Origin of the sequence: Archangium sp., from assembly GCF_036388035.1 — a bacterium.
Taxonomy (GTDB): Bacteria; Myxococcota; Myxococcia; order Myxococcales; family Myxococcaceae; genus Archangium.
In genome coordinates, this window is the sequence record NZ_DASVSO010000128.1 from 18,404 (window position 1) to 32,559 (window position 14,156).

Below are 14,156 nucleotides of genomic sequence, written 5' to 3' on the forward strand. Positions count from 1 at the left end.
TCTGGAACAGGCGCGGCGCTCGGGTGCTACTTCGCGTCCCAGGGGCGCGAGATGACGCAGGCGTTGATGCCGCCCACGCCCATGGACAGCTTGCCGGCGCAGCCCTGGGGAGCGGCCACGGCCTGGTCGAAGACGAAGCGGCCGTGGACGCGGCCGATCTCCTTGTTGAGCTCGCCCTCGGTGAGTGGGGTGGGGAACACCTGGCCCCGGGCATAGCCGAGGTACTGGGCCGTCAGCTCCCAGCCACCGCCAGCGCCCATGCCGTGGCCGAAGGTGCCCTTGCGCGCCGTCACCAGCACCGTCTCGGGCAGCACCGCGCGCAGCGTCTCCACCTCCAGGTAGTCGCCCGGGGTGGCGGTGGCGTGCAGGTCCCAGCTTCCCACCTCGCTCGGCGCCACGCCCGCGGCCCGCAGGGCCTCGTGGATGGCCACGGTGGGGCCCTCCTTCGAGGGCGTGATGATGTGGTCCGCGTCCGCGGTGACGCCCACGGTGACGGGCTCCATGCCCAGCGGCTTGAAGCCCTTGGCGGTGAAGTGCTCCAGGTCACCGAGGATCCACACCACCGAGCCGCCGGCCACGTGCGTGCCGCGCAGGGCCGTCAGCGGCTTGGACACCGCGCCGTCCGCGCTCACCACGCGTGCGTTGTAGAAGCCGCCCACCGTGAGCGAGTGCGGGGGCGGATCCACCATGCCCATCACCACGGCCTTCGCATCGCCCCGGCGGATGGCGTCGAGCGCCAGCTTCAGCCCGTAGCCGAACGAGGAGCACGCCGCCACCGGCGCGAACGTCATGCCGGTGAGCTTCCCCATCATCGAAATCTGCGAGGCGGGGGTGTTGTGGATGTTCCAGAGAATCTCGGACGGCACCGCGTTCCACGGCGGCTCGGGGGCGCCCCACTTCTTCTGCAGGCGCTGGTTGCGCGTCCGCTTCTCCTTGATGACGCCCAGCTTGGCGGCCTCCACGTTGCCGCCCTCGACGCCCAGGCCTTCAATCTCCTTCTGCTCGGCGAGGAACTCGCGCAGCTCGGGGGACTGGCTGGCCCAGAAGTGCCACCAAGCCTCCTCGGCCTCGTCGAGCGCGTCCGCGTCCACCGTGGAGGGCTCGGGGGGCATGCCGGGCAGCGGCTCGCGCGTCTCCTGCCAGCGGCGCAGGGCGGTGTTGCGCTCGGGGGCCGCCCAGAAGCGGTCCCACCGGCGCTGGGCCCGGTGCAGTTGCAGGGTGATGTCATGGATGGTGGGCAGGTCGCCCAGGCCAGTGCCCACGTACACGTGGGAGCGAGCCCCCAGCGTCTGCAGCTCCTGCTCCAGCCCCGGGTTCTGACCGAGCGCCTGGATGAAGGAGCCGATGGCCATCTTCGTGGGCATGCCCATCTTCTTCTCGAGCTGGGCGAAGCGCGTGGCGGGGAAGCGCGCGTCGATCCACGGCTTGTACTCGGAGAAGTCGAAGTCCGGCTGGCCCACGAGGAAGTTGTTGGGACCGAAGCCACCCTGGAAGGGGGAGAGCCAGCTCTCCGCCGACGCGAGGTTCTTCTCGAAGGACTCGATGTTCCGGGACCGGGGCGCGACCACGCCCCATCCGAAGATTCCGACTCTGCGCACGTTGTTACCCCTGGCCCTGAGAATCGCCGCTGGCCGGTACCCGACTCACAGCGGCTCGATCTTCAGGTTGTCGAAGAAGAGCTGGGCCTCCCAGCTGGAGAACCCGAAGCGGTCATGACCCGCTCCCTCGAGGGGGAGGGGGTCATCGAACTGCATGAACGGCTTGCCGTCGATGAGCCAACGTATCAGCGAGCCCCGGCGCTCGATACGCCAGTGATAGGTGCGGCCAATCTGCACCGGGTAGGGGCGGGCCTCCACGCGCATGTGCGTGTCCTTCTGGAAGACGCCCGTCTCCACCAGGCCCTTGCCACCCGCCCGTCGCTGGAGCGACTCCAGCGGGGCCCCGTGCTCGTCCAGCCGGGCGATGATGGACAGCGAGTTGTTCCACCCGCCATGGATGAAGATGTAGCCGGAGGCGTGGTCCGTGCCGTCCCCGAAGAGCTCCACCTTGATGTCGCCCTCGGGGGACTCGGAGCGCACGTCGAAGTCGACGGCCACGTCCCGAGGCAGCTTCGCCTGGAGCCACAGCGGGTTGTTCTTCACGCCGGGCGACAGGAGCTGCCCGCCCACCGTGCGCCAGTGGCCGCCGGTGGAGAAGAAGTCGCGCTGCACCACCGCCGGGTCCGAGAAATCCTGGCTGTAGGGCACGGTGGTGGTGGTGTCCGCCTCGCCCCGGAGGAGGGCGTAGTGGATGAGCGGGAACTGGATGAAGAGGATGACGGCGGCGAGCACCGCCCAGCCCCGGGGAGACATCCCCGCGGGCTTGCTCCAGGGCTCCGAGGCCGCCAGCTCCGAGGGAGGGCCCTCCGCTTCGGGGCGCTGGGGCTCCTTCGCCTCGGGGTTCTTCTCCTTGCGTTTGGCCTGGCCCATTGCTGTCGCTCGTCCCCGGGGGGTGGAGGGGGGCGCGGACTGTATGCGCGGCCCCCGTGGAGGTAAAGGTTGACGCTCTGCCTGGTCGTCGCCCCGTCAGGCGCCCCAGCGCTTCTCCAACGCCCGCTGCTCGGCCTTCCGCTCCTTCAACCGCTGACGCTCGGCCTGCTGACGCTCGGCCTCCTCGGGCGAGGGTCGGACGGCGATCTGGTAGACGCTGCCCGCCAGTGCGAACAGGCCAGCGGCGATGATGAGTCCCCAGGGCTGGCGGGCCATGGCGGTGACCATGCCGGTGAAGGGGTGCAGGGCCGCCAGCGCGCCGATGACGAGCAGCCATGCGCCCAGGGCGGAGGCGAGGATGGCCGACACCGGCCGGTGCAGCACCACCGCCACCACGCCCCCGAGGATGAAGCCCGGGACGAAGCCGATCAGATAGTCGGAGGGCCCGGCGATCTCCCCGCCGAGCAGCCCCACGGGGACGCCCACGCCGACGTAGATGACGGCCGGGGGGAAGAGGAAGCCCACCAGCGCGAGCAGCGCGGCGGCGGCCGTGGGCAGGCGAGGGTCCAGGGGGAGGCCGAGCTTCGCCGTCAGCATGCCCGTCCAGCCCAGGCCGATGAGCGCGCCCATGGGGCCGGCGATCAAGCGGAAGAGTCGCCCGCCGCCGAAGAGCAGCAGGGTGAGCCCCACCGCGCAGGACACGAGGCCGGCCCACATGGGGAGCAGCCGGTAGATGGCCACCCAGCCGGAGGGATTGAAGGTCTGGTAGGCCTTGAGGGCCTGGAGGTACGCTTCCACGACGAGCCCCTAGTAGCGCGTGGCGGCGAGCACCACGAGCAGCACGAGGATGAAGGCGGCCAGGGCCGCGAAGCTGTAGAGGACGGGGGGGGTGACGCCTCGGCGCAGCAACTCCTCGGCCTGGGCCTTGTCGTCCGGGCTGGGATTGTCCGCCAGGATGCGTTCGGCCTCACGGCGCGCCGCGACCACGTCCCCCGAGTCCTTGAGCTTCCACGCCGCCTGCATCCGGGGGGAGGCAGGGTCTTTCGGCGTCTGTCCGCCTTTCGCCATGGGGGACCTCTATAGCGGGGAATGCAAGGGCGCGTCGACGGTATATAGAACCCCCATGCCCCCGCGCCCCCTCAGCCGTCGACACCTCTTGCTCGGCAGCTCGGCGCTCGTCCCGCTGCTGGCTGGACGTGCGTCCGCCTTTGGAGAGAAGAGCCGCTTCATCCCCGCGGTGGCCCGGCACGGCGGCCGCTGGGACACCCGGCTGTCCGGACTCCGACGCATTGCGTGGGAGCTCCAGCGGCGCACCTCGGTGGAGGTGGTGCCGGACGCTCGCCCCTTCGCCCTCTCCAGCCCGGACCTCTTCGAGTACCCCTTCCTCTACCTGGGCGGGGACGGGGGCTTTCCGCCCTTCAGCGACGCGGAGGTGGAGAACCTCCGGCGCTACCTCACCTTTGGTGGCTTCCTCCTGGCGGACGCCAACGACGGCAGCGACGGGGAGGGCTTCGACGCCAGCTTCCGCCGCGAGATGGCGCGCGTGCTGCCGCAGAGCCCGCTGGCGGCGGTGCCCTCCACCCACGTCGTCTTCAAGAGCTTCTTCCTGCTGGACTCCGCGCCGGGCCGGTTGCTCAACAAGCCACAGTTGCTGGCGGCCAACCTCGGCAAGCGCGCGGCGGTGATGTACTCGCAGAATGACGTGGCGGGCGCGTGGAGCCGGAGCGAGACGGGCGACTACGAGTTCGACGTCTCCCCGGGCGGCGAGCCCCAGCGCGAGCTGGCCATCCGGCTCGGGGTGAACCTCTGCATGTACGCCCTCTGCCTGGACTACAAGGACGACGCCGTCCACCTGCCGCTCATCCTCAACAAGCGTCGCTGACCCGAGGCCCGCGCCCCCTTCATGGACACCACCCCCTTCAATGCCTGGAAGCTCGTCAGCCTCTCGCCGCTGCCCGTGTGGGCGCTGGTGCTGCTGGGCGTGGGCCTGGCGCTCGGCGTGGGACTGGCGGCGTGGGGCGTGCGGCGCGAGCCCTCCCGCTGGCGGCGCTGGCCGCTGTGGGTGCTGCGCGCGGGCGCGGGGCTGGCGGCGCTCTTCTTCCTGCTCGAGCCGGGCATCCGCAACCTCCAGGTGGCGCGGATGAAGAACCGGCTGGCGGTGCTGGTGGACCGCTCGGCTTCCATGAACTTCCCGGTGGAGCCGGGGGGCATGACGCGCTCGGCGCAGGTGGCCGCCTTCCTGGAGAAGGCCATGCCGGGGCTGGCGGCGCTGCAGGACCGCTACACGGTGGAGGTGTACGGCTTCGACCCGGAGCTGTCGCCCACCACGGCCGAGGCGCTGGCGAAGGAGCCGGCGCGGGCGGGCACCTCGGACCTGCTGTCGGCGCTGCGCTCGGCGGGCGCGGGGGCGCAGGGCACGAAGAAGCTGGGCGGCATCCTGCTGGTGAGTGACGGCGCGGACAACGTGGAGCTGGCGGGCGGGGCGGTGGGCCGGGCACGCGCGGCGCTGGCGGACCTGGACGTGCCGGTGTCCACCTTCCTCGTGGGCAAGGAGGCGCTGAAGGACCTGGCCGTCGAGCGGGTGAAGGTGGATGACTTCGCCTTCGTGCGCAACTCCATCACCGTGGAGGTGGAGGTGCACGGCCGGGGCTTCTCGGGCCAGGACGTGCCGGTGGTGCTGAAGCAGGAAGGCAAGATGGTGGCGAGCAAGTCCGTGCGCTTCGAGTCCTCGGACGACGTGAAGCCGGTGGGCTTCACCTTCACGCCGGACCAGACGGGACGCTTCGTCTACACGGTGAGCATGCCCGTCTTCCCGGACGAGGCGGTGGGGGACAACAACACCCGCTCCTTCGTGCTGAAGGTGATTCGCGACCGCGTGCGCGTGCTGCTGGTGGTGGGCCGGCCCTCGTGGGACGAGCGCTACCTGCGCGGCCTGCTGCGCCAGGACGCCAACGTGGACATGGTGTCCTTCTACATCCTGCGGACCATGTCGGATGACCCGGGCGTGGTGAGCCAGGAGCGCGAGCTGTCGCTCATTCCCTTCCCGATGGAGGAGATCTTCGACACGAAGCTGGACACCTTCGACGTCGTCATCTTCCAGAACTTCGGCTACGCGGACCAGTCGCTCTCCATCGCGCAGTACGAGCGCAACCTGGAGCGCTACGTCCACAACGGTGGAGCGCTGGTGCTCATTGGCGGGGACGCCGTGCTGGGCGAGGGCCGCGCGAGCATGCCCACGCTGTTCGAGGCGCTGCCCGTGGAGGGCGCGGGCCCGGCCAACGCCGAGTCCTTCAAGGCGCGCCTGACGCCCGAGGGGATGCGCCACCCGGTGACGGCGATGGTGTCGGGAGGGGCGAGCACGGAGGCGGCGTGGGCGGAGCTGCCGGCGATTCCGGGCGCGAACCAGACCCGGGCGAAGCCGGGGGCGACGGTGCTGATGGACCACCCGCACATGACGGTGGACGGGAAGAACTCGCCGCTGGTGGCGGTGTGGGACTACGGCCGGGGCCGCTCGATGGTGCTGGCCACGGACGCGAGCTGGTACTGGGCCTTCACGGCGCACAAGCAGGGCTCGCCCAGCCGCACCTACGACCGGTTCTGGGGCAACGCGCTGCGCTGGTTGGTGCGAGACCCGGACCTGACGACGCTGAACGTGACGGCGGATCCTCCGTCGGTGGAGCCGGGCAAGCCGGTGGGCGTGGTGGTGTCGTCGAGGACGTCGGACTACCAGCCGGCGCAGGACGCGCAGGTGAGGGTGGAGCTGGTGTCGGTGGACACGCAGAAGCCGGTGGCGCAGCAGGTGGGGCAGACGGGGCCGGACGGCGTGGTGCGGCTGGAGTTCGCTCCGCCGGCACCGGGCCCGTACAAGCTGGTGGCCACGGCGAAGAAGGGCGAGACGGACCTGGGCAAGGGCGAGGACGCGGTAGCGGTGCGCGCGGTGGGCCCGGAGCTGTCGGACGCCTCGGTGCGGCCGGCGCTGATGGAGCAGATCGCCAAGTACACCGGAGGCAAGGCGTACCGGCTGCCGATGGATGGGCTGCCGGATGACGTGCCGCTGCTGGACCCGCCGGTGGTGGAGGTGGGCCGGGCGAAGGACAAGCCGCTGTGGGACCGGTGGTACTACCTGCTGGCGCTGGTGGGCCTGCTGGGCGCCGAGTGGTTCCTGCGCCGCCGCTTCGGCTACGTGTAGCCCGCCCCTCGATGAGGCCCACGGTCGTCATTTGCATGTGAGCCCCTCATGGTTCCCTCCCCAGCCTTACACCGCACCGGGAGGAGCAGGTTGCACATGAAAAGGAGCACCTTGAGGCTGGCGGGTTTTCTCCTGGTGCTCATAGCGGCCCTCGGTGCCCAGGCGGAGCCGCCCTCCTTCTCGCTCCCTGGCCGTAAGCCGGGCTCCAGGGAGCCCTGGGGCGCTTTTCTTGGCCGAGCCGCACATTACGCCATTGGCAGAGCGTACCGTGCACAGCATCCCCTCAGCGTCGTCTTCCTCGACACCGTCAGCCTCGTCGACATTGTGAAGGAGGGGAGGTTGGGGGACCCCGAGCGTCTTTCGGAGGTCGTGAGGCGCTTGCGCCCGGACATCACCGATACCCGCCTCCTCACGCTGTTCGAACTCAAGCCGGACAATGAGGAGTCGCGCAGGGAAGCGAGAGAACAGGCGGGGCGCTACCTGGCGGCGCTCAATGAGGCCGTTGAGCCTGACAAGAAGCTCGTGGGAGGTACCGGCTTCGAGGGGTCGCTCTTCCTCGAATTCGAGAATGGAGGAGCACTCTGGCAGTTGTCCTGGCGCACGCCAGAGCCCGGAGTGACTCTGTACCGTTGGAGCTACCGGCGCAAGCAGCCCCAGGCTTCCTGGAAGGAGCGGGCGGCCCAGAAGGAAGAGGAGTTGCCCAAGGAAGAAATAGAACAGCGCGGTGAGTTGGCCGAGCAGGCGATCCGGGCTGCCTATGAAGGGGGCGAACGTCCCAAGGGCTTCCAGGGCCAAGTCTACCTGCCTGGGGACTGTCGCTGAACGGGCGGGAGGCGACTGCGGCCTTCGGAGCGAGCGAAGTGTCTGGTGCTTGAGGAGCACCTGGCCACGGTGTTAGGGCGAAAGGCTATGACCCCGGAACAGTCCCCGGTGCTCGAGTTTCCAGCGTGGCTCTACGGCACCACCGCCGCCATCCTCCGCAAGGTGAGGGCCGAGGGCCACTCGTGGGCCCGGGAGTACCTCGAGACCGGTACCTTTCCCCAGCCCCGGCAGATGCGCCAGGTGCCGTCCGGCGAGGTGCTGGTGATGCACTCGGGGGCCGAAGATTTCGACTGGGCCCGCCCGCGCTGGCGGGTGCACCTGCTCCTCAGCGTCTTCTCCAGCTTGGACGAATGCGTCCCGAAGGAGGAGCGTCAACGAACGGAAAATGCCTTCGAGTCCTTCTGCCTGAGCACTCCGTGGGGGGCCCTCTACCATGCCGTGTCTCCGCCGCCGCTGCGGAGCGCGGAGCGCATGGCGAACCGGCTCGCCTCGGTGCTCCGCTTCTGGGACGTGCTCCAGGGCCCTCGCTATGCGTTCTGGTTCGGGAAGAAGTACACGCTGGAAGAGCTCATGGAGGACATCTACCGAAAGACCCTGGAGGCCTGGTGCCCCGGAGGCCCTGCCTCGGTCCGCGAGCACCTGGCCCTGACGGTGGAGCGCATGTCTCGCGCTACCCGAGAGGATTGCCTGGAGGCCGTGCTCCGGGTGATTCCTGTCCTGGTGGAGGGAGATACCGACTTGAAGCACCACGAGGTGCTCAGCGACCCGGACTTCTTGCGCGAGCGCCTCCGCGCGCTTCCCCTGGAGGACTTCGAGGATTTCTCCAGCGCTTACAAATACACGGTGGCCGTGCAGTTGGCTGCCTGGGACAGGGAGTTGGGGCGGCATTAGCATTGGCACGGGCCCGTCTAGTGCATGGCGCTCCTGAGCCGATAAACGATGTACTTCTCGATGGCGCCCCGAGGTGACTCGAAGGCATCGTTCCTGGATGAGGAACGACGAGGAGTTGCTGGAGAAGGCGCTGCACGTGGCGAAAGAAGCGGGTCTGCTCCTGCTCCGCAAGCACGGCTCCGTGCTCCCGTTCGGGCTGACCCTCGACCCGGCGGGCGACAATCCAAGAACCTGTTTTCCTCGGGACCAACTGCCACGCGCCTCATGGGACGAGTTGCTCGATGCCACCATCGCGCATCTCGAGCGCTGCATTGGCGCGGGCGATGTCGGGGCGATCGCACTCGTCACCACGCTCGAATCCGGAAGCGAGACCGGTCTTGGCCTCCAGGTGGAGACTCGCGCCTCCTCGCTGTTCCTGGTGTACCCCTACAGCGGAACCGGGCAGCACCAGAGTCTCGGGGAGCCCCAGACGGCGGAGGGGTTGCTCGTTGGACCCCTGCTGGCGGCAGACTGAGGCCCATGCCCGTCCAGCTCAACCACACCATCGTGGCTGCTCAGGATCCCCACGCCTCCGCCACGTTCCTGGCCGAGATCCTCGGACTCCCCGCGCCGGTCCGCTTTGGCCACTTCGAGGTCGTGGCCTTGGCGAACGGCGTGAGCCTCGACTACATCCACACCCCGACCGCCATCACCCCGCAGCACTACGCCTTCCTCATCAGCGAGGCCGAGTTCGACGAGGTCCTCGCCCGCGTGAAGGCGCGCGGCCTGCCCATCTACGCAGAACCCACGGGGGCGGGCGCTGGCGAGATCAACCGCCACTGGGGCGGGCGCGGCTTCTACTTCCCCGATCCCAACGGGCACTGGCTCGAAGTGATCACCCGCCCCTACGGCAGCGAGGGCTGAGCCCCGTAGCCACACAGTGACCTCGCCGGTGCCTTCCACGGGCTCGGTCCCGAACTCAATCATCACCGGAGGGGAGGAGGGCGTCTGGCTCAGTACACCCGGTTGCGCAGCAGCGCCGCCCCGGGGCTCGCCCCCACGCGCCGAACCGTGCAGCGGTCCCCGTCCCCCAGCTCCACCGCCGGGCCCTTCTGGAAACGTCCGGGGCACTCCTGCATGACCGTCTCCAGCGCGCGCCGGTCCCGCGTGCGTGACAGGCAGGTGGCTCCGTCGGCGGCCCACGCCGCTTCGAACGAGGCGCGCTCCGGGTCCCACGCCGCCGAGCGCTGCGTCGTGGGCGCGAGCACCCCCAGCCTGTCATACATGTCGATGGGCGTGTCCTGGCTCGTATGGCTCTGCCCATTGCCGCAGTAGTCCGCGCGCGCCATGCGTGTGCACGCCTGATGCAGCTCGGCCAGCGACTGCCCGTTGTGGCTCGCCCACGGCTTGTAGCCCCAGCGGATGCACTTGGTGATGGCGCCATTCTCACACGCCAGGGTGAACTTGCCCTCCACGGCCTGGTGCGCCCCGCTCGCGTCCCACACTCCGCCCACCGCCAGGGCCCTCGGGTCGGGGACCGTGTTGGTGGCCACGCACGGGTTCTCCCACCGCTGGGCCCGCTGATTCCACGCCTCGAGCCGGTACCACACCAGCTCCGCGTCTCCTGGCGAGGACTCCGCTCCGCACACCGCCACCTCCACCGGCTTGCCTTCGCTCGACGTGCCCCGCAGCACCGTCCCCACCAGACTCCTGGACGCCTCGGGCATGGCCACCAGCCGCCCCCCCTCCAGCTTCAGCGACGACACCTCGGAGGCCGCTGGCTTCACCGGGAGCAGGTCCACCGAGACGAGCACGCCGCGCCGCTCGTCGGGCTCCTGCCGGTCTCCCCACCCCCGCCGCGTGCCCCACAGCATCGTGCCCTGGGGCCACACGTCCCGGTTGGGTGCGCGGCCCTGGCAACGCAGCGCATACCGCTCGGCCTCCGTCGCTGGGGCCACCGCCTGCCCCGGACTCGACTTCCGCGGGGTGGCGGCGCTCGGCTCGCCGGCGAACGCCGGCGCGGCGAGGACGAGGCACAACCCGGCGAGTACGGACTTTCCCATCACGGTCTTCATGGCATTCCTCCAGCGGCGGGACGGTGGCGTCAGGCCAGCGCCCTGCCCTCTGTTCCGCTAGACACAGGCACTCAGCGGGCTATGCACGAATTCGTACCAGCTCGGCACGGGCCCGCCCGGGAACTCCTGGCAGTCAGGGCCGAGGGGCGGAGGGCGCACGGACGCGCACTCCCGTGAGGACGTCACGCCCGATGAGCGGCACTCGGTCGCCGCGGCCCCAGCGGGAAGCGAGAGGGTCACTTGGGGAGTGGAGCGAGAGAGCGAAGAGGCGCATCGCGCCCCAGGGCGATGAAGGGGGCCCAGGCGGAGGGGTGGGGGTGGGCCTGGCGCAACTCCAGCATGGCGGCGCGCAGGGCCGAGACGCGGGGCTCGCCGGCCAGCAGGTGCCGGTAGTAGCCCTGCATGAGCTGGCGGGTGGTATCGTCATTGACCTTCCACAGGCTGCTCACCACCGTCTCGGCACCCGCGGAGAGGAGGGCGCGGCGCAGGCCATAGACGCCCTGGCCCAGCTTGATGTCCCCGCGCCCCGTCTCGCATGCGGAGAGGACGACGAGTTCGGTGCCCCAGAGGTCCAGGCCCGCCAACTCCAGCGCGGTGACGAGGGAGCCGTCAGGGGAGTGGGGCTGTTGGGCGGCCGCCCCGGAGAGGACGAGGCCGGAGCGCAACAGCGGGTCGGGCAGGTGCTGGGTGGCGGGGGCGCCGGAGAGGGCGCCGAAGCTGCCGACGGCGCGAGAGCCCTCGGGCGTGACGGAGTCCTCGAGGAAGAAGCCGTGGGTGGCGATGTGCAGGACGCCGGGCGCCGACAGCTCGAGCAGCCGCTGCTTGGTGGCCTCCGCGCCGAGGAGGAGCTGGGCCTGGGGGAGCAGCCGTTGGATGGCTTCGGCTTCCTGGCGGGTGCCAGGCAGGGGCACCCAGGTGCGCTCGGCGAGGTCGGCCCGGAGGGTGGAGAAGAAACGCTCGGTGGAGGAGCGCTGGGCCCGTGATTCAGGCTGCTGTCGCTGTGCGTCGGGAGCCGAGGAGGGTGAGGCGCCAAAGTCCGGGTCGGCCAGGACGACGAGGGAGCGGGAGAGAGGAATGTCCTGGGGACGGGGCACCAGGTCCTTGCCGGAGGTGAGGTAGGTGAAGTCGAAGGAGTCCACCAGCGGGCCCTTGCCGTCATGGAGGGCGGCGAAGGGCACGAGGTTGAGCTGGCCATCCGGGGCGAGGAAGAGGCGGCGGACGTTGCCGAGCAGAGGCCGCAGGGGCTGGAAGGCCAGGGAGTACAGGGCCTGTGCGGGGCGCTGCCAGGCGGCATCGCCGCTGGCCAGTGCATCTCGGAAGGTGGAGGCGGCCTGGTCGATGGCAGGCGCGGGTCCGAGGTCGACGGTGCGGAGGGTGGCGTTGGGAAGGAGGACAAGGGCCAGGTAGCGAAGTTCGCCGGGGAGTTGGGACTGGGGCGTGCCAGGCCTGGGCACTGGTGGGCTGTCGTTGTAGGCGACGAACTCGACGAGGGCGCTGTCTTTGGGAAGGGAGGCGGCGACGCGCTCGACGATTTGGTCGGGGCCAGGGAGCGCGGTGAGGGCGCGCAGGGGGGCGGAGTGCTTGGCGAGCTGGGTTTCCAGGGCGTCGCCCTGCTCGGCCAGGGACTTGAGGCGCTGCTGGTAGTCAGCGGGGGAGAGGGAGCCGGGGCCCTGGTGCGAGAGCGCGGCCAATTGGGTGCGCAGGCCCTGCAGCCGTTCGAAGGTGCTCCGGTCCTCCTCACCCAGGCCGAGGTAGATGGTGCGGGAGGTGTTGGCGGTCTCCTCGACGGAGCGACCCTTGCGCAGCAGGACGGAGGAGAGGGCCAGCTGGCGGACGCGGGCATCGCCCGGGTACGCGCGCAGCAGGGAGTAGAGGACTTCCTCCTCGGAGCGGAGAAGTTGCAGGAAGCTCGCCAAGCGCGACTCGGAGAAGTCGAGTCCCTCCCGGCGCAGGCGTCGCTCGGAGATGCTGAAGGCGCGCGAGAGGAGAGGGAGGGCCTGGGCACGTTGCTTCTGGGCGAGGCGGAGTAGGGCGAGGCCTTTGAGCGATTCCGCGACGAGAGGGTGTTGCTTGCCGAGGGCTGTTTCTCGAATGCCAAGCGCGCGCTCAAACAGAGGCTCGGCTCGGCTGTACAAACCCTGCTCCAAGTAGAGGTTGGCGAGTCCGTTGAGCGAGTGGGCGACAAGAGGGTGTTGCTTGCCGAAGGCCGCTTCCCAAATGGCCAGCGCGCGCTCATACAAAGGCTCGGCCCGGCTGTACAACCCCTGCTCCTTGTAGAGGGTGGCGAGGTTGTTGAGCGTTATGGCGACATCCCGGTGCTGCTGGCCGAAGGTCGCTTCAAAAATGGCGAGCGCGCGCTCAAACAGAGGCTCGGCCCGGCTGTACAACCCCTGCTCCAAATAGAGGCTGGCGAGGTTGTTGAGCGTTATGGCGACATCCCGGTGCTGCTGGCCGAGGGCCGCTTCCTTAATGGCGAGCGCGCGCTGATAGAGCGGTTCGGCCTGACCGTACAACCCTTGGTACTTGTAGATTACTCCGAGGCTGATGAGCGAGTCGGCAACGTGGGGATGGCTCTTGCCGAGGGTCGCCTCCCGAATGACCAGCGCGCGCTCATGGAACTGCTCGGCCTGGGCATACAATCCCTGGTCCTTGTAGATCGCCCCGAGGTTGTTGAGCGAGTCGGCAACGTGGGGATGGTTCTTGCCGAGGGTCGCCTCCCGAATGGCCAACGCGCGCTGATGGAACTGCTCGGCCTGGGCATACAATCCCTGATCCTTGTAGATCGCCCCGAGGTTGTTGAGCGAGTAGGCGACCTGGGGATGGTTCTTGCCAAGGACTGCCTCCCAAATGGCCAGCGCGCGCTGATGGAGCGGCTTGGCCTGGGCATACAATCCCTGGGCACTGTAGATGTTTGCGAGGTTGTTGAGCGAGTCGGCGACGTCGGGGTGGTGCTTACCAAGCGTGGCCTCTCGAATGGCCAGCGCCCGCTGACAGTACTGCTCTGCCCGGTCATACAACGTCTGGACCCAGTAGAGGGTGGAGAGGTTGCGGAGCGACTCGGCGACAAGGGGATGCTCCCCCAGGGCATCTTGCCGAAGGGCCAGAGCGCGCTGGAGCAGCGGCTCTGAGCGGCCATGGTTTCCCTGCTTGCGATGGAGGTTGCCCACCTGGTTGAGGCAAGCAGCCACCTCCAGGTGGGTGCTGCCCAGCACCGCTTCCCTGAGCGCCAGGGCTTGTTCTCCCTTCGCAATGGCCTCTGCGTACTTGCCCTCCTTCTCTAGCCCGGCCGCCTCCTCAAACGCCGTCTGCGCCTCCTCCAACCGCGCATCTGCGCTGGCCTCGTTGGCCGCCGCGCTCGTGGCACAGCAGAGCACCACCATCAGCATCCACCAGCCTTCTCGCTTCAAGCCGCAGGAAGTCATCAGGATTACTCTATATTACTCTATCCCCTGAGGTGTGGGTCCCGAAGCTAGTTCATGCGTGCCACTGAGCCTGCCCCGGTTTTTTGGGTTCAGGTGCGGCGAGCGAGCGAGCGAGCGAGCTTCACTCTGGCAACTGTTCGCATGCACCCCGGATTCACACAAACTACGGGAGAGGCACGTAACGGGGGCAAGCCCACCACCTCTGTGCGGCGGTTCACTCGGTCGCTGTGAAGCTCCTCACGGCATCCCTCCCGCGCCGGTGGCAACTTGATGCATACCAAGGAGCCAAAGACTGGCCTCCGAGGTAAGG

12 protein-coding genes are annotated in these 14,156 nt (G+C 69.1%); 6 read left to right on the top strand and 6 right to left on the bottom strand.

All coding sequences use genetic code 11. From position 1 onward, the window contains the following. Positions 1-26: 26 nt before the first annotated feature. From VF697_RS05700 to VF697_RS05715, 4 genes are all read right to left on the bottom strand, one after another. The gene (locus tag VF697_RS05700) at positions 27-1,598 is read right to left on the bottom strand and encodes a beta-ketoacyl synthase N-terminal-like domain-containing protein (protein WP_331092468.1); all 1,572 of its coding nucleotides are present in this window, start codon (positions 1,596-1,598) and stop codon (positions 27-29) included. 45 nt (positions 1,599-1,643) lie between these two features. Continuing rightward, on the bottom strand, positions 1,644-2,468 hold the full coding sequence (locus tag VF697_RS05705; RefSeq protein WP_331092469.1) for a hypothetical protein: 825 nt from the start codon (positions 2,466-2,468) through the stop codon (positions 1,644-1,646). Positions 2,469-2,564: 96 nt separating this feature from the next. Beyond that, a complete protein-coding gene (locus VF697_RS05710; protein WP_331092470.1) occupies positions 2,565-3,266 on the bottom strand; it encodes a hypothetical protein in 702 nt (233 codons plus the stop codon). Between the two features lie 9 nt (positions 3,267-3,275). Next, positions 3,276-3,536, bottom strand: a complete 261-nt coding sequence (locus VF697_RS05715) for a molecular chaperone DnaJ (RefSeq protein ID WP_331092471.1) — start codon at positions 3,534-3,536, stop codon at positions 3,276-3,278. Positions 3,537-3,591: 55 nt separating this feature from the next. Here VF697_RS05715 and VF697_RS05720 point away from each other — a divergent pair, with 55 nt between their 5' ends. The 6 genes from VF697_RS05720 to VF697_RS05745 all read left to right on the top strand — a co-directional run bounded on the left by VF697_RS05720 (position 3,592) and on the right by VF697_RS05745 (position 9,273). Further along, on the top strand, positions 3,592-4,350 hold the full coding sequence (locus VF697_RS05720; RefSeq protein ID WP_331092472.1) for a DUF4159 domain-containing protein: 759 nt from the start codon (positions 3,592-3,594) through the stop codon (positions 4,348-4,350). A 21-nt stretch (positions 4,351-4,371) separates the two neighbouring features. Next, on the top strand, positions 4,372-6,657 hold the full coding sequence (locus tag VF697_RS05725) for a glutamine amidotransferase (RefSeq protein WP_331092473.1): 2,286 nt from the start codon (positions 4,372-4,374) through the stop codon (positions 6,655-6,657). 96 nt (positions 6,658-6,753) lie between these two features. Continuing rightward, positions 6,754-7,479 carry a hypothetical protein gene (locus VF697_RS05730; protein WP_331092474.1) on the top strand — a complete coding sequence of 242 codons (726 nt, stop codon included), beginning with the start codon at positions 6,754-6,756 and terminating at the stop codon, positions 7,477-7,479. A gap of 87 nt (positions 7,480-7,566) precedes the next feature. Continuing rightward, positions 7,567-8,370, top strand: coding sequence for a hypothetical protein (locus VF697_RS05735; RefSeq protein ID WP_331092475.1), 804 nt, complete (start codon positions 7,567-7,569; stop codon positions 8,368-8,370). Positions 8,371-8,467: 97 nt separating this feature from the next. Further along, the gene (locus tag VF697_RS05740) at positions 8,468-8,884 is read left to right on the top strand and encodes a hypothetical protein (RefSeq protein ID WP_331092476.1); all 417 of its coding nucleotides are present in this window, start codon (positions 8,468-8,470) and stop codon (positions 8,882-8,884) included. 5 nt (positions 8,885-8,889) lie between these two features. Then, positions 8,890-9,273: a VOC family protein gene (locus VF697_RS05745; RefSeq protein WP_331092477.1), complete on the top strand. Its 384-nt coding sequence runs from the start codon at positions 8,890-8,892 to the stop codon at positions 9,271-9,273. Positions 9,274-9,362: 89 nt separating this feature from the next. Here the strand turns inward: VF697_RS05745 and VF697_RS05750 are convergent, their stop codons facing one another. Further along, positions 9,363-10,424, bottom strand: coding sequence for an ADYC domain-containing protein (locus tag VF697_RS05750; RefSeq protein WP_331092478.1), 1,062 nt, complete (start codon positions 10,422-10,424; stop codon positions 9,363-9,365). 236 nt (positions 10,425-10,660) lie between these two features. After that, positions 10,661-13,846: a CHAT domain-containing tetratricopeptide repeat protein gene (locus tag VF697_RS05755; protein ID WP_331092479.1), complete on the bottom strand. Its 3,186-nt coding sequence runs from the start codon at positions 13,844-13,846 to the stop codon at positions 10,661-10,663. Positions 13,847-14,156 lie beyond the last annotated feature (310 nt).